Raw genomic sequence first — 15,321 nt, forward strand, 5'->3', positions numbered from 1 at the left:
ACGCAATGCCCTCCCCCCACCCGACGACGTCCCGGTTGCGACGACGAAGACCCATCGACCTCCCGGCCACGGCCTGACGCCGTGACCGCCGGGCCGACGAGAGGAAACGCCTCCCGTGCCTGCCAACCGTTCGCCGCTGCCGCGCCGCGGTCTCACCGTTCTCGCCGTACTCCCCCTGCTGGCCCTCGCGGCCTGCGGTTACGGGTCCGAGGCCAAGGACGACCCCGCCGACCAGAAGGTCGCCTCCGGAGCCAAGAAGATCGACGGCCTGGACTCCGTCAAGATCGGCTACTTCGGCAACCTCACCCACGCCACCGCGCTGGTCGGCCGCCAGCAGGGCCTTTTCCAGAAGGAACTGGGCGCCACCAAGGCCGACTACGCCACCTTCAACGCGGGCCCCTCCGAGATCGAGGCGCTCAACTCCGGCTCCATCGACATCGGCTGGATCGGCCCCTCCCCCGCCATCAACGGCTACACCAAGTCCGGCGGCCGCAGCCTGAAGATCATCAGCGGTTCGGCGTCCGGCGGGGTGAAGCTGGTCGTGAACCCCAAGAAGATCAAGTCGCTCAAGGACGTCAAGGGCAAGCGGATCGCCACGCCCCAGCTCGGCAACACCCAGGACGTCGCCTTCCTCAACTGGGCGGCGGAGCAGGGCTACCAGGTCGACGCGCAGAGCGGCAAGGGTGACGTCACCGTGGTCCGCAGCGACAACAAGGTGACCCCGGACGCCTTCAAGGCCGGTTCCCTGGACGGTGCGTGGGTGCCGGAGCCGACCGCGTCCAAGCTGGTCGCCGAGGGCGGCAAGGTGCTGCTGGACGAGTCCGACCTGTGGCCGGACAAGAAGTTCGTGATCACCAACGTGATCGTGTCGCAGAAGTTCCTCAAGGCCCACCCGAAGGCCGTCGAGGCGGTGCTGCGGGCCTCGGTGCGCACCAACAAGTGGATCAAGGCCAACCCGGACGCGGCCAAGGAGGCGGCGAACAAGCAGCTGGAGGCCGACTCCGGCAAGGCGCTGGCCCCCGCCGTGCTGGACCCGGCGTGGAAGTCGATCCAGACCACCGACGACCCGCTGGCCGCGACCCTGAACACCGAGGCCGACCACGCGGTCAAGGCGGGCCTGCTGGCCAAGCCCGACCTCAAGGGCATCTACGACCTGACCCTGCTCAACAAGGTCCTCGGCGCCGAGGGCGCCCCCAAGGTCGACGCCGCCGGTCTCGGCACCGACTGACCGACGCCAACCGATGAGTTCCCAGGAGGTGACGACCATGGCCACCACCCTCACCACGGCCGGCCCGGCGGTCGAGTACGCCGCCCGCCTCGACCACGTCTCGAAGTCCTATCCGGGCCCGGGCGGACAGCAGCTCGTGCTGGACGACATCAGCCTCGATGTCGCGCCGGGCGAGTTCGTCACCCTCCTGGGGGCCTCCGGCTGCGGCAAGTCGACCCTGCTCAACCTGGTCGCGGGCCTTGACCGGCCCAGCGCCGGGTCCATCGACACCGACGGCCGTCCGGCCCTGATGTTCCAGGAGCATGCCCTCTTCCCGTGGCTGACCGCGGGCAAGAACATCGAACTCGCCCTGCGCCTGCGGGGCGTGCCCAAGAGCGACCGTCGCGACAAGGCCGAGTCGCTGCTCGAACTGGTGCGGCTGGGGGGCGCGTACGGCAAGCGGGTGCACGAACTCTCCGGCGGTATGCGGCAGCGGGTGGCGCTGGCCCGCGCGCTGGCGCAGGAGAGCGGACTGCTGCTGATGGACGAGCCGTTCGCGGCCCTCGACGCCATCACCCGCGACGTGCTGCACGACGAGCTGACCCGCGTCTGGACGGAGACCGGCCTGTCGGTGCTGTTCGTGACCCACAACGTGCGCGAGGCGGTACGGCTGGCCCAGCGGGTCGTGCTGCTGTCCTCCCGGCCGGGCAAGGTGGCCCACCAGTGGACGGTGGACATCCCGCAGCCCCGCCGCATCGAGGACGCCCCCGTGGCGGAACTGTCCCTGGAGATCACCGAGGCGCTGCGAGGGGAGATCCGCCGCCATGGCCAGCACTGAGACGACACCGGCTCCCGGCACGGGGAGCGTGGAGGCGGGCCTCGACGCCCTGGAGACCCCGCACGGCGCACGGGTGCCGCTGAGGCAGACCCTGGTCACCAAGGTGCTGCCGCCGGTCACCGCCGTCCTGGTGGTGCTGCTGGTCTGGCAGGCCCTGGTGTCCTTCGGGATCGTCACCGACCGCACCAAGCTGCCCGCGCCGAAGGCGGTGTGGGAGGCGGTCCAGCGGGACTGGCTGGCGGGCAAGCTCCTCGGCTACATCTGGACCAGCGTCTCGCGCGGTCTGCTCGGCTTCGGCCTGGCCCTGCTCATCGGCACTCCCCTGGGCCTGCTGGTGGCGCGGGTGAAGTTCGTGCGCGCGGCCATCGGGCCGATCCTGTCCGGCCTCCAGTCGCTGCCCTCGGTGGCCTGGGTGCCCCCGGCGGTGATCTGGCTGGGGCTGAACAACTCGATGATGTACGCGGTGATCCTGCTCGGCGCGGTGCCCTCCATCGCCAACGGCCTGGTGTCCGGCATCGACCAGGTGCCGCCGCTGTTCCTGCGGGCGGGCCGCACCATGGGCGCCGGCGGGCTGCGGGGCGTCTGGCACATCACGCTGCCCGCCGCGCTGCCCGGCTACGTGGCCGGGATGAAGCAGGGCTGGGCGTTCTCCTGGCGCTCGCTGATGGCGGCCGAGATCATCGCGTCCTTCCCCGATCTGGGCGTCGGCCTCGGCCAGTTGCTGGAGAACGGCCGCAACGCCCTCGACATGGCGATGGTGTTCGAGGCCATCCTGCTGATCCTGTTCGTCGGCATCGCGGTCGACCTGCTGATCTTCAGTCCGCTGGAGCGGTGGGTACTGCGCAGCCGAGGCCTGCTGGTGAAGAGCTGAACTCCCATGCACCACAAACCCGTTCTCCTGATCGTCGCCCACGGCAGCCGCGACCCCCGGCACGCCGCGACCGTGCACGCCCTGGTCGCGCGGGTGAGGTCGATGCGGCCGGACCTCAGGGTGGCGACCGGCTTCCTCGACTTCAACGTGCCCTCGGTCGGCGGTGTGCTCAAGTCGCTGGCGGCCGGCGGGGTGCGCGAGGTGGTCGCGCAGCCGCTGCTGCTGACCCGCGCCTTCCACGCCAAGGCCGACATCCCGGCCGTGCTGCGGGAGGCGCCGCCCGGGATGCGGGTCCGGCAGGCGGAGGTGCTCGGCCCGTCGCCGCTGCTGGTCTCGGCGCTGGAACGGCGCCTTTACGAGGCGGGGGTCAGGCCCGCCGACAAGTCCTCGACCGGGGTCGTGCTGGCCTCGGCGGGGTCCTCCGACGCGGAGGCGATCGCGGTGATCGCCGACATCGCGCGGGAGTGGTGGCGCACCGGTTGGTGCGCCGTGCGACCCGCGTTCGCCTCCGCCCGCCTGCCGCGCACCGAGGACGCCGTGCGCGAGCTGCGCGCCCAGGGGTGCGAGCGGGTGGCCGTCGCGCCCTATGTGCTGGCGCCGGGCTTCCTGCCCGACCGGATCGCGCGGGGCGCGGCCGACGCGGACGTCCTGGCCGATGTGCTGGGCCCGGCGCCGGAGGTGGCGCGGGTGCTGCTCGACCGCTACACCGAGGCGCTGCGGTCGGTCCCGGTGGCCGTGGGCGCTTGAGCGCTCCACTGGAGAAGCGCTCTACAGGTTGAGCGCCGTCGTCAGGCGCCGGGTGTACTCCAGGGTGCCGGTGCCGGCGGCGGCGCCGATGCAGAGGTCGTCGAGCTGGTGGCGGATGCGGCCCCGGTTGGGCGGGAAGCCGTCGTCGGCCGCGAGGGCCAGCTCGGCCTGGATGATCTCACCGTGTTCGAGGAGCACCGGGTACTCGGCGTGCAGCGCGGCGACGAGTCCGTCCGCGAGCCGGATCAGCGTCTCCAGGTCGGTACCGTCGCCACCGGGTACCGGTCGGCCGGAGGTGCTGCCGGGGTGGTTGTACGCGTTCACGTCTGTCGTCCTCACTCCTGATCCGGGGGCCTTACGGGGGCCGGGCTGCGGCGAGGGAAGCGTGCCGGGTCGGCTCGGTCGGTGACGTTACCCACGAACCGGCCGACGGCACCAGCAATCAACCCCTTTGGAGTGAAAGGGGGTTGACTTTCACCGGCCGTCCGGTAGAAGGGGCCGTCAGCCGGTCAGCTCGACCAGTTTGCGGACGGTGTTCCAGTTCCGGGTGGTCGCGACCAGGCCCTTGGTGACACGCGGGCGGCCCAGCTCCTCGGCCAGCTTGGAGCGGCCCAGCCCGTCGGGTGCGTAGAGGTACAGACACCGGTCGCCGAGGCGGAACTCCTCGGGGAGGCGGGCGGCGGTGTCGATCCCGGCGAAGCGCTCGGGGTCCACCGGGCCGGAGAAGTAGGTGACGTGCACCTGCTTGGGTTCCAGCGCGTCGGCGGGGAACGGGCAGGCTTCCGCGACCGCCGTCAGGTAGGCGTGGTCCCGCACGATGACGTCGACCGGGAAGCCGAACCGCTTCTCGATGGCCACGCTCAACTCCCCGGCCAGGATGCCCTCGTCCCCCTGGGAGGCGGTGAACACGGCCTGACCGCTCTGGAGATGGGTGCGCACGTCGTCATGGCCCAGCTCGGCCAGGAGAGTTCGCAGGTCGGCCATGGGGAGCTTCTTGTTGCCGCCCACGTTGATCCCGCGCAGCAGCGCCGCGTACGTCGTCGTCATCCGCCCACGATAGAACGGCCGTCGTGCCCCGTGGGGGCGGGCACGACGGCCGTACCGGACGGTACGCCGGTTACGGGAAACTCTGTCGGATCGAGGGGGCGCCGGGCAACTCCTCCACGATCTTGTGACTGGTTCAACAACGTTTCTCCACCGAGGTCAGCGGCCGGGCAGCTCCGCCTCGATCAGGTCGGCGGCCCGCGTCGTGCCCCCTTCGCGCACCATGTCGGCCTGGATCTGCCGCAGCCGGGCCGCCACCTCGGCGTCGTCCACCAGCGCGAGGGCGGTCTCGCGGAGGCGGTCGGCGGTGGCTTCCTCGGTGAGCAGGGTGCGGGCCACGCCGAGCGCCTGGAGCATGTCGGCGTTGCCGAACTGGTCGACGGCCTGCGGGACGGCGATCATCGGGGTGGCCGTGGCCAGCCCCTCCTGGCTGCCGCCCGCGCCCGCGTGCGTGACGAACAGGTCGGCCTGCCGGAGCACCGCCAGCTGCGGTACCCAGGAGCGCACTTCGACGTTGGCGGGCAGCTCGCCGAGTTCGGCCGGGTCCACGTGCCGGCCGATCTGGAGGACGAGGTGCCAGCCGGGCAGGTACCCGAAGGCGCGTACGCACTCGGCGTAGAAGGCGGGCCGCTTGGTGAAGGCCGAGCCGAGGGAGACGAGGACCACCTTCTCGGCGCTCCGGGGCCGCTCCCAGGTGCCCTGGTCCGCGCGGTCGCCCTGACAGGCGCCGACGAAGCTGTGCACGCGCTCGTCGACCCGGTCGGCGTTCGGCTGGAGCGCCTTGGGGATGAGGACCAGCGAACGGGCGGGCCGGCCGGCGAAGGGGTCCGGGTGCTGGGTGATGCCGTTCTCGGCGAGCCATCCCGCGAAGCGGGCGTAGTACGCCTGGCCGCGCTCGGTCTTCAGCGGCTCGGCCCACATGGGCTCCGCGACCTCCTTCTCGTAGCCCTCCCAGGCGACGAGGTTCGGGGAGAGCGAGACGGCGGGCACGCCCCAGCGGTGGGCCAGGACGCGGGCGGGGTAGGACGCGATGTCGTGCAGGACCAGGTCGGGTTCGTCGCCCTCGTACGCCTTGATGAGCTGCGGCAGCGCCTGGGTGGCGTCGGCGAGGAAGGGTTCGACGTTGTCCAGCAGCGTGGTTCCCCACGCCGAGGGGTCGTCGTCGGGGCCGGGCAGGGTGGAGGTGTAGGGCACGGGCACGGCGCCCGTGGCGGCGACCTTCTCGGCGAAGAGCGGCGGGATGGCGTAGGTGACGCGGTGGCCGCGTGCGACGAGTTCTCTGATCACCTCCAGGCTGGGGTTCACATGGCCGTGCTGGGCGATGGAGAACATGGCGATGTGTGCGGGGCGCCGGTGGGTCATGGCGTCGAGGCTAGGGGGAGCCGGACGACCCGCTCCAGCGAATTACGCCCGGCCGCTCAGCGCTGGTAGCGGGCGAGTACCAGGTTGCCGTCCTTCTCCAGCCTCTTTCGCAGGTCGGCGAGGCCGATGGCGCCGCTGTAGTACTCCTGGAAGGCCGGGGTGGCGATCTTGTCCTTCCACTCCGGGTAGCCGCGCACCGACTGGGCGGGCGCCGGGCGTAGCTGGGCGGCCAGGGCGGTGCCGGTGGCCCAGCCGTGAGCGGTGGTGTGCAGGGCCGGGTCGGCGAGGGCCTCGGTGCCGGTGGGGAGCATCCAGTCGCCGAGGGCGAGGCGCACCATGTTCCTCGGCCTGAGCAGGAAGTCGATGAACCGGGCGGCCTCCTTCTTGTGCGGGCAGCCCTCGGCGATGGAGAGGGTCTGCGGGCTGACGCCCTGGGTGAGCCCGTCGGCGCCGGCCGGGGCGGGCAGCACCTCCCACTGGAAGCCCTCGGGGGCCTGCTGCTCGATCTGCTGGCGGTAGGAGAAGCCCAGCGGGACCATCGCGTACCGCCCGCCGAAGAAGCCGGGCAGCGTGTCCGAGCCCCCGCTGCCGAGCGTCGAGGCGGGCGCGCTGCGGTCACGCGCGACCTGGTCGTGCACGGTGCGCGGCACGACGGCGTCACCGGCCCCGAACCGTACGCTCACCTTGCCGTCGCTCCCCCGCCGGAAGAGCGTGCCGCCCGCCGAGAGCCCGAGGTTGAGGGTGACGGACACGGGCTCCTTCAGCGGCCAGGCGACCCCGTACTTGCCGTCGCCGCTGAGCCGCGCGGTGATCTCGCGGAATTCGGCCCAGCTCCAGGGGTGTCCGGGCGTCGGGATGCGCACCCCGGCCTTCCGCAGCCAGAGGGAGTTGGCCATGAGCACGCGGGGTTCCTGGAGGAAGGGCACGCCGTAGACGCCCTTGCCGAAGGTGGTCGCCTGCCAGCTGCGCCGCGGGATGTCCGCCCTGAGCCGGGCGGGCAGCAGCCCGCTCAGGTCGGCGAGGTCGCCGCCGTAGGCGAAGTCGGCCAGGTCGTCGGCGGCGTCGTGGATGACGTCGGGGGCCTCGCCGCCCTCGAAGGAGGTGAGCAACTGGTCGTGGACGCCGTCCCAGTTGCCCTGCACGTACTCGACCCGGACGTCCGGGTGGGCGGCGTTCCACTCCCGCACGAGTTCCTTGTTGGCGGCGACCGACTCCTGCTGCCAGGCGAGGGACTGGAAGCGCAGGGTGACGGGCCCGCCCTCCGTCCGACCGCCGGAGGAACAGCCCGCGAGGAGCAGCAGGAGGGCGGCGACCGCCACGGTGATCCTGGTCCGCATCAGCTCTTCACCGCTCCGGCGATCAGGCCCCCGGTGATCCGCCGCTGGAGCAGGGCGAACACCACGAGGGAGGGCAGGGTGGCGAGGAACGCGGCCGCGGCCAGCGGGCCGAGGTCGGCGACGCCCTCCGCGCCGATGAAATGGGTCAGCACGACCGGCAGGGTCTGGTTGCCGGGGCTCTTGAGCAGCACGAGCGCGAAGAAGAACTCGTTCCACGCCGTGACGAACGCGAACAGCGCGGTCGCCGCGATGCCCGGCGCGAGCAGCGGCGCCGTCACCGACACCAGGGTCCGCAGCCGCCCGGCCCCGTCGACGGCCGCCGCCTCCTCCAGTTCGACGGGGACCGCTCGTACGTACCCGACCAGCATCCACAGCGCGAACGGCAGTGACCACACCACGTAGACCAGGGTCAGCCCGGCCAGGGAGTCGATCAGCCGCAGCCGCTTCAGCACCAGGAACAGCGGGATGATGATCAGCACGAAGGGGAACGCCTGGCTGACCACCACCCACCCGCTCGCGGCCCGCGCCGGCCAGGTGCGGTGCCGGGCCATGACATACGCCATCGGGGTGGCGATCAGTACGGCGACGACGGCGGCGCCGAGCGCCGCGAGCAGGGAGTTGAGGGCGGCGTGCAGGAGGGGCTGCTCGTCGAACGCCTGCCGGAAGTTGGCGAGGGTGGGGCGGTGCGGGATCCAGGTGGGGTGGAGGCTGCCGAGTTCGCGTGGCGGCTTGAACGCGGTGGACAGCAGCCAGAGGAACGGGAAGGCCAGGAAGATCAGATAGGCCAGCAGGGCGGCATACTGCCCCGCGCGGGCCGCGGGCCGGGTCCTCACGCGTCCTCGCCCCCCTTCAGCCGGCCGGCGAGGAACACCGCGAGCACGACGGAGACGACGGCGACCATCACGCAGCCCATCGCGGCCGCGTAGCCGAACTGGCCGTAGCGGAAAGCCTCCTCGTAGGCGAACAGCATGGGCAGCCGCGTCTTTCCGCCGGGTCCGCCGCTGGTGAGCACGTACACCAGGGCGAAGGAGTTGAAGTTCCAGATCAGATTGAGCGCGGTGATGGAGAGGGCGACGGGCCTGAGAGCGGGCCAGGTGACCGCGCGGAACCGCCGCCAGGCGCCGGCGCCGTCCACGGCGGCCGCCTCGTGGAGTTCGCGCGGGGTGTTCTGCAGGCCGGCGAGCAGGGCGACCGTGGTCTGCGGCATCCCGGCCCAGATGCCGACGACGACCACGGCGGGCAGCGCGGTGGCCAGACCGCTCAGCCAGTCCCGTCCGTCGCCGAGGCCGAGGTCGCGCAGCGTCTCGTTGAGGATGCCCGCGTCCGGGTTGTAGACCAGGCGCCACATGATGCCGACGACCACCTCGGGCATCGCCCAGGGGACGATGGCGAGGGCGCGGGCGAGCCAGCGCAGTCTGAGGTCCTGGTTGAGCAGCAGGGCGAGGCCGAGCGCCAGCAGGAACTGGGGGACGGTCACGCCGACCGCCCACACCAGGCCGATCCGGAACGACTCCCAGAACAGCGTGTCGTGCAGGAGGTCCTGGAAGTTCAGCCCCCCGATCCAGCGGGTCGGCGCGGTGCGGCCGGACTGGGCGTCGGTGAAGGACAGCAGGACGCCGTAGAGCAGCGGGCCCACGCTGAGCACGAGGATCGGGATCAGGGCGGGCAGCACCAGGAACCAGACGGCCTGGTCGCGGCCGCCGTGGCGCACGGGCGGACGCCGTGCTTCGACCGGCGAGGTCACCGGCGAGGTCATGGAATCAACCCCTTCCCCTGGCCCGGTTGGCGTGTTCATGGTCGTGAACGCGCCGCGGTCCGTCAAGGGACCGCACACCGTCCGACCTGTGCGAATGCGAGACTGGCCGGGATCGGAACACACAACACGGCCACAGGGCACGGAGGCGGACGATGGACGAGGCACGGGCGCGGGCGGTACTGGCCGGTGCGAAGGTGCTGCCCCCGGCGGCGGACGCGCGCCTCCTCGCCCTGGGCGAGAACGCCGTGTTCGCCGCCGGGGACCTGGTCGTCAAGGTCGGCCGGGACGCCGAACTGCTCGACCGGGCCCGCCGCGAGCTGGCCGTGGCGGCCTGGCTGGCCGCGTCCGGGGTGCCCTCGGTACGGGCGGCCGAGCCCGAACCGCTGCTGGTCGACGGCCACCCGGTGACCGTCTGGCACCGGCTGCCCGACGCCGTACGCCCCGCTGAACCCCGCGACCTGGCCGAGCTGCTGCGGCTGGTGCACGCCCTGCCCGCTCCCCCCGTGCCGCTGCCGCCCCGCGAACTGCTGGGCGGGGTGGAGCGCTGGCTGCGGCTGGCGGGCGACGCGATCGACCCCGAGGACGCGGCCTATCTGCGTGCCCGCCGCGACGGCTTCGCCTCGGCCGCCGCCGCGCTGACCCCCCGTCTGGCGCCCGGCCCGATCCACGGGGACGCGCTGCCCCGCAATGTGCACATCGGCCCGGACGGCCCGGTCCTGGTGGACCTGGAGACCTTCTCGGCCGACCTGCGCGAGCACGACCTCGTGGTGATGGCCCTCTCCCGCGACCGCTACGGCCTGCCCGCCGAGGCGTACGACGCCTTCACCTCGGCCTACGGCTGGGACGTGCGCGAGTGGGAGGGCTGCTCGGTGCTGCGCGGCGCCCGCGAGACGGCGAGCTGCGCCTGGGTAGCGCAGCACGCACCGGCCAACCCCAAGGCACTCACCGAGTTCGAACGCCGGGTGGCGTCCCTTCGGGACGGGGACGAGTCGGTGCGCTGGTACCCCTTCTGAGCCCGGCCGGAGCGGCCTACCGCACGACGGCGTCCGTCAGCTCACGCACCGGCCAGACCCGGTCGACGACCGCGTCCGCCTCGCCCTTGCGCCGCAGGAACGCCTCGAAGTCGGCGGCCCATTCGGCGTACCACTCGACCTGGCAGCGGTGCAGCTCCGCGAGGCCGAGCCCGGCTATCTTCGGGTACCGCTCGGCTATCGCGGTGGCCAGCCGGGCGGCGGCCAGCGCGTCGGCCGAGGCGTCGTGGGCCGCGTCGAGCACCACCCCGTACTCCGCGCAGACCGCCTCCAGATTGCGCTTGCCCCGGCGGTAGCGGTCGACCCGGCGGTCGATGGTGTACGGGTCGACGACCGGGGCCGGAACACGGCCGCCCAGCCGCTCGGCCAGCGAGGGCAGTCCGTACCGGTGCAGCTCGGCGGAGAGCAGGGTGAGGTCGAAGGCGGCGTTGTACGCGACCACCGGCATGCCCGAATCCCAGGCGGAGACCAGCGCGTTCGCCAGGGCGTCGGCGACCTGGTCGGCCGGGCGGCCCTCGGCCGCCGCGCGTTCGTTGCTGATGCCGTGCACGGCGACCGCGTCGGCGGGTATCTCCACGCCCGGATCGGCCAGCCACTCCCGGCGGCCCAGGGTCTCGCCGGCCCTGACCTCCAGCACGGCGCCCGTGACGATGCGCGCCTGACGCGGATCGGTCCCGGTCGTCTCCAGGTCGAAGCCGATCAGCGGCTCCCGGTGCCAGCCCATGGGCGGCCCCCCTTCTTGGTGGTGCGTTCCCCCAGTGGCTCCACCATGACACGGGGCACTGACAACGCCCCCGGCCGCCCGTCGGTGGCGGAGCTCAGGACACCGGCCGCGAGTCCGCCCAGGCCAGCTCGAACTCCTCCCGATAGGTGGGGAAGAGTCCGGAATCGCCCGACTGGTCCGACGTGACCACCCGGCTGCCGCCGCGCAGCACCAGGACCGGCGACTCCATGCCGCGCGCCCCCCGCAGGTAGGACTGCACCACGGCGACGCCGTCCGCGCCGTCGCCGTCCACCAGGTAGGCCGTGAAGCGCGGGGTCTCGTCGTACACCTGGATCTCGAAGGCGCCCGGGTCACGCAGCCGGGAGCGGACGCGGCGCATGTGCAGGATGTTCATCTCGACGGAGCGGGCCAACTCGCCGCGCTTCATGCCGAGTTCGCGCTCCCGGCGCTTGACCGCACTGGAGGCGGGGTTGAGGAAGAGCAGCCGGACCCGGCAGCCGGACTCCGCGAGCCGGACCAGGCGGCGGCCGGAGAAGTTCTGCACCAGCAGGTTGAGCCCGATGCCGATGGCGTCCAGCCGGCGGGCCCCGCCGAACAGGTCCTCGGCCGGGAACTGACCCATCAGCCGCACCCGGTCGGAGTGCACGGCGACCACGTCCGCGTACCGGTCGCCGACCAGGTCCTCGACCGCGTCCACCGGGAGCCGGCCCGCCGAGGGCACGTCACCGGCAGCGCCCAGCAGCTCCAGCAACCGGGCGGAGGCGCGCTCGGCCTGGTTCAGCACCGCCTCGGACAGCGCCCGGTTGCGGGAGACGACATTGCGGGTCACCTCCAGCTCGTCCAGGGCGAGTTCGAGGTCCCGGCGCTCGTCGAAGTACGGTTCGAAGCACGGCCAGTGCTGCACCATCAGCTCGCGCAGTTGCGGCAACGTCAGGAAACTCAGCACATTGTCGTCTGCCGGGTCGAGCAAGTAGCCCTTGCGGCGGCTCACTTCACGCACCGCAACGGCCCGCTGCACCCACTCCTGGCCGGCCGGCCCGGCGGCGGCCACCACCCAGTCGTCGCCGTGGACCGGTTCGTAGACGGGGCGCAGCACGGCGGCCACCACGGAGGCGGCCACTACGGCGGCCACCACCGCCACAAGAGCTTCGGCCACATGCTCTTCTCGAGCTGAGACACGAAGAATCCCCCGGCCGTACGGGACGGCCGGGGGATTCTCGGTGTGTGGACGATACTGGGATTGAACCAGTGACCTCTTCCGTGTCAGGGAAGCGCTCTCCCGCTGAGCTAATCGTCCTCGGGGCCCTGATCGACCGACACCGTCGATGTCACTCCGCGGAGCGGATCAGGGGCACTGCGTGCGCGATACTGGGATTGAACCAGTGACCTCTTCCGTGTCAGGGAAGCGCTCTCCCGCTGAGCTAATCGCGCGGGATGGGACCTTCGAGAAGATCCAGTGGACGATACTGGGATTGAACCAGTGACCTCTTCCGTGTCAGGGAAGCGCTCTCCCGCTGAGCTAATCGTCCTTGGAGGTGGAGACGGGATTTGAACCCGTGTAGACGGCTTTGCAGGCCGTTGCCTCGCCTCTCGGCCACTCCACCAGGAGTGTAGGGATCGGGAAGACACCCTACTTCCTGCGAGCGGACGACGAGGCTCGAACTCGCGACCTCAACCTTGGCAAGGTTGCGCTCTACCAACTGAGCTACGTCCGCTTGTCGTTTCGGTCGGCTTGCGCGTCCCGGCGACGTGTTGAACTCTAGCGGATTCCTGAGCCAGCACAAAAACGCGTTTGCGCAGCGTGCTGCGGTGCACCCGGCGGCCACCCCGGTCAAGGGTCCCGCGGGCCGCCCGTCCGGCTCGGCTTTCGGACACCCGGCCTAGACTCGGCCATGTGCTCCACCTCCCGGCCGCCGCCTCCTCCCGGACTCCTCTGGCCCGCTTCGGCGACCGCCTCGCCACCGGTCTCCTCGACGTCACCAGCGACCCCGCCGCCCTCGACTCCACCGGCTTCTGGGCCGTCGTCGCCGACTTCGAGGGCGCGCTGACCTGCGCCCGCTTCGCCGACGTACGGCGCGCGCCCGTCCCCGCCCCGGTACCGGGCGCCTGGCGGGGGCCGGCCCCCGAGGACTGGACCAGCTCCCTGGACCGCGCCGCCTACATGAGCGCCGTGCGGCGCATCCGGGAGCACATCGCGGCCGGCGACGTCTACCAGGCCAACCTCTGCCGGGTGCTGAGCGCGCCGGTCGGCCCCGACGCCGACGTGGACGCCCTCACCGCCCTGCTGGCCCGCGGCAACCCCGCCCCCTACGCGGGCACCGTACGGCTGCCGGAGCACGGGGTGGAGATCGCCACCGCCTCGCCCGAGCTGTACCTGCGCCGGACCGGCCGCGCCATCGAGTCCGGGCCCATCAAAGGGACCGGGCGCACCGAGGCGGACCTGCTGGAGAAGGATTACGCCGAGAACGTGATGATCGTGGACCTGGTCCGCAACGACCTCGGCCGCGTCTGCGCCACCGGCAGCGTCACCGTCCCCGAGCTGTGCGTCACGGAGAAGCACCCCGGACTCGTCCACCTCGTCTCCACCGTGCGCGGTGAACTGAGCGAGGGCACCGGCTGGGCCGAGCTGCTCGCGGCCACCTTCCCGCCCGGCTCGGTCACCGGCGCCCCCAAACCGAGCGCCCTCGCCATCATCGCCGCCCTGGAGACCGCCCCGCGCGGCCCCTACTGCGGCGGCATCGGCTGGGTCGACGCCGACCGGGGTACCGCCGAGCTGGCCGTGGGCATCCGTACGTTCTGGATCGACCGGTCCGCCGACGGCCCGGCAGCCCTCCGCTTCGGCACCGGGGCCGGGATCACCTGGGGCTCCGACCCGTCCGCGGAGTGGCGCGAGACCGAACTCAAGAGGGCCCGGCTGCTCACGGTAGCGTCGGGCCAGTACCAGGAAAGTGGAAAGGCCCGCACATGAGCATCTGGCTGGACGGCGCCCTGCGGGACGCCACCACCGCGAGCGTCTCCGTCTTCGACCACGGTCTCACCGTGGGCGACGGCGTCTTCGAGACGCTGAAGGCGGTCGACGGCAAGCCGTTCGCCCTCACCCGGCACCTCGACCGGCTGACCCGGTCCGCCCGCGGCCTCGGCCTGCCCGACCCCGACCACGACGAGGTCGCCCGCGCCTGCGCGGCCGTGCTGGAGGCCAACCCCATGCCGCTCGCGCGGCTTCGGGTCACCTACACCGGCGGCCAGGCCCCCCTCGGCTCCGAACGCGGCGAGCACGGCCCGACCCTGGTCGTCGCCGCGAGCGAGGCCACCCGCCGCCCCGACTCCACGGCGGTCGTCACCGTCCCCTGGATCCGCAACGAGCGCGGCGCGCTCACCGGCCTGAAGACGACCTCGTACGCCGAGAACGTGGTCGCGCTGGCCCGCGCGCACGAACAGGGCGCGTCCGAGGCGCTGTTCGCCAACTCCGTCGGACAGCTCTGCGAGGGCACCGGCTCCAACGTGTTCGTCGTCCTCGACGGGGAGATCCACACCCCGCCGGTTCCCTCCGGCTGCCTGGCCGGCATCACCCGCGCGCTGACCGTCGAGTGGACCGGCGCCAAGGAGACCGATCTCCCGCTGGACGTGCTGGAGCGCGCCGAAGAGATCTTCCTGACCTCCTCGCTGCGCGACGTCCAGGGCGTGCACCGGGTCGACGGCCGTGAACTGCCGGGCGCGCCGGGTCCGGTGACCGCCAAGGCCATGCGGATCTTCGAGGAGCGCTCGCGCGCCGACCTGAACCCGTGAGACCCCATCCGCTCGGCGGGCGCCGGTAATTGGGCTGAGCCGGCGCCGCCGAGCGGGTACAACTCCCGTGATGACGACGACACTGCGGCCGACCGAGCCGCTTCAGCAGCACGCGGACGGCACCCGTTCCCGCCGCTTCCAGGTGTGCGTGAACAGCCGCCCGGCCGGTGAGATCCACCTGGACACCTCGCCGTTCCTCGGCCCCTCGGTGGCCCGCGTCACCGGCCTGCGGATCGACGAGCCCGACCGGCGGCGCGGCCGGGGCACGGTGGCCATGCTCGCCGCCGAGGAGGTGGCGCGCAGCTGGGACTGCCGCCAGATCGAGCTGACCCTCCCGGCGGAGAACGAGCCCGCGTCCCGCCTCGCCGACGCCCTCGGCTACGTCCTCCGCCGGGAGGGTCAGCTCGATCTGGCGGCAGTCCCAGCTGCGCGCCACCTCCTCGGCGGCGAGCATGGCCACCGTGCCCCGGCCGCGCCGCCGGTCGGGCTCGTCGATCCGCAGGCCGGTGACGCGGGCCACCGAGGGGCCGAGGAACGGCGAGGTGTCCAGGTGGATCTCACCGGCCGGGCGGCTGTTCACGCACACCTGGAAGCGGCGGGAACGGGTGCCGTCCGCGT

The 15,321-nt window shown here is 72.2% G+C and carries 15 protein-coding genes, 5 tRNA genes and 2 pseudogenes; 8 read left to right on the top strand and 14 right to left on the bottom strand.

The genetic code is table 11. The features are described 5' to 3' along the window. The first annotated feature begins 115 nt into the window (after nucleotides 1–115). Genes CCN33_RS08020 through CCN33_RS08035 form a run of 4 tightly spaced genes read left to right on the top strand, consistent with a single transcriptional unit; the run spans nucleotide 116 to nucleotide 3,663 of the window. Nucleotides 116–1,228, top strand: a complete 1,113-nt coding sequence (locus CCN33_RS08020) for an aliphatic sulfonate ABC transporter substrate-binding protein (RefSeq protein WP_086692662.1) — start codon at nucleotides 116–118, stop codon at nucleotides 1,226–1,228. 13 nt (nucleotides 1,229–1,241) lie between these two features. After that, nucleotides 1,242–2,045, top strand: coding sequence for an ABC transporter ATP-binding protein (locus CCN33_RS08025; RefSeq protein WP_392227886.1), 804 nt, complete (start codon nucleotides 1,242–1,244; stop codon nucleotides 2,043–2,045). Then, a complete protein-coding gene (locus CCN33_RS08030) occupies nucleotides 2,032–2,916 on the top strand; it encodes an ABC transporter permease (protein ID WP_086692666.1) in 885 nt (294 codons plus the stop codon). Before CCN33_RS08025 ends, CCN33_RS08030 begins: the two co-directional genes overlap by 14 nt. Nucleotides 2,917–2,922: 6 nt before the next feature. Then, nucleotides 2,923–3,663 (top strand): sirohydrochlorin chelatase, encoded by a 741-nt coding sequence (locus CCN33_RS08035; protein ID WP_086692668.1) that lies wholly within the window; start codon nucleotides 2,923–2,925, stop codon nucleotides 3,661–3,663. Nucleotides 3,664–3,684: 21 nt separating this feature from the next. Here CCN33_RS08035 and CCN33_RS08040 read toward each other — a convergent pair whose 3' ends face one another. The 6 genes from CCN33_RS08040 to CCN33_RS08065 form a co-directional block, all read right to left on the bottom strand. Continuing rightward, nucleotides 3,685–3,987: a hypothetical protein gene (locus tag CCN33_RS08040; RefSeq protein WP_086692670.1), complete on the bottom strand. Its 303-nt coding sequence runs from the start codon at nucleotides 3,985–3,987 to the stop codon at nucleotides 3,685–3,687. 177 nt (nucleotides 3,988–4,164) lie between these two features. Beyond that, nucleotides 4,165–4,710, bottom strand: a complete 546-nt coding sequence (locus tag CCN33_RS08045) for a DUF1697 domain-containing protein (protein WP_086692672.1) — start codon at nucleotides 4,708–4,710, stop codon at nucleotides 4,165–4,167. 156 nt (nucleotides 4,711–4,866) lie between these two features. Further along, nucleotides 4,867–6,069 carry a macrolide-inactivating glycosyltransferase gene (mgt, locus tag CCN33_RS08050; RefSeq protein ID WP_086692674.1) on the bottom strand — a complete coding sequence of 401 codons (1,203 nt, stop codon included), beginning with the start codon at nucleotides 6,067–6,069 and terminating at the stop codon, nucleotides 4,867–4,869. 56 nt (nucleotides 6,070–6,125) lie between these two features. Beyond that, nucleotides 6,126–7,406: an ABC transporter substrate-binding protein gene (locus tag CCN33_RS08055; RefSeq protein WP_086692676.1), complete on the bottom strand. Its 1,281-nt coding sequence runs from the start codon at nucleotides 7,404–7,406 to the stop codon at nucleotides 6,126–6,128. Continuing rightward, nucleotides 7,406–8,239: a carbohydrate ABC transporter permease gene (locus tag CCN33_RS08060; RefSeq protein ID WP_086692678.1), complete on the bottom strand. Its 834-nt coding sequence runs from the start codon at nucleotides 8,237–8,239 to the stop codon at nucleotides 7,406–7,408. The genes CCN33_RS08055 and CCN33_RS08060 overlap by 1 nt, the downstream gene beginning before the upstream one ends. Then, nucleotides 8,236–9,162: a carbohydrate ABC transporter permease gene (locus tag CCN33_RS08065; RefSeq protein WP_244173725.1), complete on the bottom strand. Its 927-nt coding sequence runs from the start codon at nucleotides 9,160–9,162 to the stop codon at nucleotides 8,236–8,238. The genes CCN33_RS08060 and CCN33_RS08065 overlap by 4 nt, the downstream gene beginning before the upstream one ends. A gap of 152 nt (nucleotides 9,163–9,314) precedes the next feature. Between CCN33_RS08065 and CCN33_RS08070 the strand changes: the two genes are divergently transcribed. After that, nucleotides 9,315–10,175 carry a phosphotransferase enzyme family protein gene (locus CCN33_RS08070; protein WP_086692680.1) on the top strand — a complete coding sequence of 287 codons (861 nt, stop codon included), beginning with the start codon at nucleotides 9,315–9,317 and terminating at the stop codon, nucleotides 10,173–10,175. Between the two features lie 16 nt (nucleotides 10,176–10,191). Here CCN33_RS08070 and CCN33_RS08075 read toward each other — a convergent pair whose 3' ends face one another. From CCN33_RS08075 to CCN33_RS08105, 7 genes are all read right to left on the bottom strand, one after another. Beyond that, complete coding sequence (locus CCN33_RS08075) at nucleotides 10,192–10,917, bottom strand: exonuclease domain-containing protein (RefSeq protein ID WP_086692682.1); 726 nt, start codon at nucleotides 10,915–10,917, stop codon at nucleotides 10,192–10,194. Nucleotides 10,918–11,011: 94 nt separating this feature from the next. Then, nucleotides 11,012–12,073: an SAV2148 family HEPN domain-containing protein gene (locus tag CCN33_RS08080; protein ID WP_086692684.1), complete on the bottom strand. Its 1,062-nt coding sequence runs from the start codon at nucleotides 12,071–12,073 to the stop codon at nucleotides 11,012–11,014. Between the two features lie 69 nt (nucleotides 12,074–12,142). After that, nucleotides 12,143–12,214, bottom strand: a tRNA-Val gene (locus CCN33_RS08085). A gap of 62 nt (nucleotides 12,215–12,276) precedes the next feature. After that, nucleotides 12,277–12,348: transfer RNA gene (locus CCN33_RS08090), tRNA-Val, on the bottom strand. A gap of 26 nt (nucleotides 12,349–12,374) precedes the next feature. Beyond that, nucleotides 12,375–12,446: transfer RNA gene (locus CCN33_RS08095), tRNA-Val, on the bottom strand. A gap of 1 nt (nucleotide 12,447) precedes the next feature. Continuing rightward, nucleotides 12,448–12,521 (bottom strand) — tRNA-Cys (locus CCN33_RS08100). Between the two features lie 38 nt (nucleotides 12,522–12,559). Beyond that, nucleotides 12,560–12,632, bottom strand: a tRNA-Gly gene (locus CCN33_RS08105). 179 nt (nucleotides 12,633–12,811) lie between these two features. On the opposite strand from CCN33_RS08105, the gene CCN33_RS08110 reads away from it, so the two are divergent. From CCN33_RS08110 to CCN33_RS31000, 3 genes and pseudogenes are all read left to right on the top strand, one after another. Beyond that, nucleotides 12,812–13,885 carry a chorismate-binding protein gene (locus CCN33_RS08110; protein WP_086692686.1) on the top strand — a complete coding sequence of 358 codons (1,074 nt, stop codon included), beginning with the start codon at nucleotides 12,812–12,814 and terminating at the stop codon, nucleotides 13,883–13,885. Continuing rightward, nucleotides 13,882–14,703: an aminotransferase class IV gene (locus tag CCN33_RS08115; RefSeq protein ID WP_086692688.1), complete on the top strand. Its 822-nt coding sequence runs from the start codon at nucleotides 13,882–13,884 to the stop codon at nucleotides 14,701–14,703. Before CCN33_RS08110 ends, CCN33_RS08115 begins: the two co-directional genes overlap by 4 nt. A 70-nt stretch (nucleotides 14,704–14,773) precedes the next feature. Next, nucleotides 14,774–15,103: pseudogene (locus tag CCN33_RS31000) on the top strand (GNAT family N-acetyltransferase); the annotation flags it as partial. A 57-nt stretch (nucleotides 15,104–15,160) separates the two neighbouring features. Here the strand turns inward: CCN33_RS31000 and CCN33_RS32825 are convergent. Next, nucleotides 15,161–15,289: pseudogene (locus tag CCN33_RS32825) on the bottom strand (GNAT family N-acetyltransferase); the annotation flags it as partial. Nucleotides 15,290–15,321: the final 32 nt, after the last annotated feature.

Origin of the sequence: Streptomyces recifensis (genome assembly GCF_002154615.1) — a bacterium.
GTDB classification, from domain to species: domain Bacteria; phylum Actinomycetota; class Actinomycetes; order Streptomycetales; family Streptomycetaceae; genus Streptomyces; species Streptomyces griseoluteus.

What these genes read in the sequence shown, in the direction of transcription:
- CCN33_RS08045 (WP_086692672.1), bottom strand. Translation starts at nt 4,710, where the DNA reads ATGACGACGACGTACGCGGCGCTGCTGCGCGGGATCAACGTGGGCGGC.
- CCN33_RS08055 (WP_086692676.1), bottom strand. Translation starts at nt 7,406, where the DNA reads ATGCGGACCAGGATCACCGTGGCGGTCGCCGCCCTCCTGCTGCTCCTC.
- CCN33_RS08065 (WP_244173725.1), bottom strand. Translation starts at nt 9,162, where the DNA reads ATGACCTCGCCGGTGACCTCGCCGGTCGAAGCACGGCGTCCGCCCGTG.
- mgt (WP_086692674.1), bottom strand. Translation starts at nt 6,069, where the DNA reads ATGACCCACCGGCGCCCCGCACACATCGCCATGTTCTCCATCGCCCAG.
- CCN33_RS08075 (WP_086692682.1), bottom strand. Translation starts at nt 10,917, where the DNA reads ATGGGCTGGCACCGGGAGCCGCTGATCGGCTTCGACCTGGAGACGACC.
- CCN33_RS08035 (WP_086692668.1), top strand. Translation starts at nt 2,923, where the DNA reads ATGCACCACAAACCCGTTCTCCTGATCGTCGCCCACGGCAGCCGCGAC.
- CCN33_RS08030 (WP_086692666.1), top strand. Translation starts at nt 2,032, where the DNA reads ATGGCCAGCACTGAGACGACACCGGCTCCCGGCACGGGGAGCGTGGAG.
- CCN33_RS08025 (WP_392227886.1), top strand. Translation starts at nt 1,242, where the DNA reads ATGAGTTCCCAGGAGGTGACGACCATGGCCACCACCCTCACCACGGCC.
- CCN33_RS08115 (WP_086692688.1), top strand. Translation starts at nt 13,882, where the DNA reads ATGAGCATCTGGCTGGACGGCGCCCTGCGGGACGCCACCACCGCGAGC.
- CCN33_RS08070 (WP_086692680.1), top strand. Translation starts at nt 9,315, where the DNA reads ATGGACGAGGCACGGGCGCGGGCGGTACTGGCCGGTGCGAAGGTGCTG.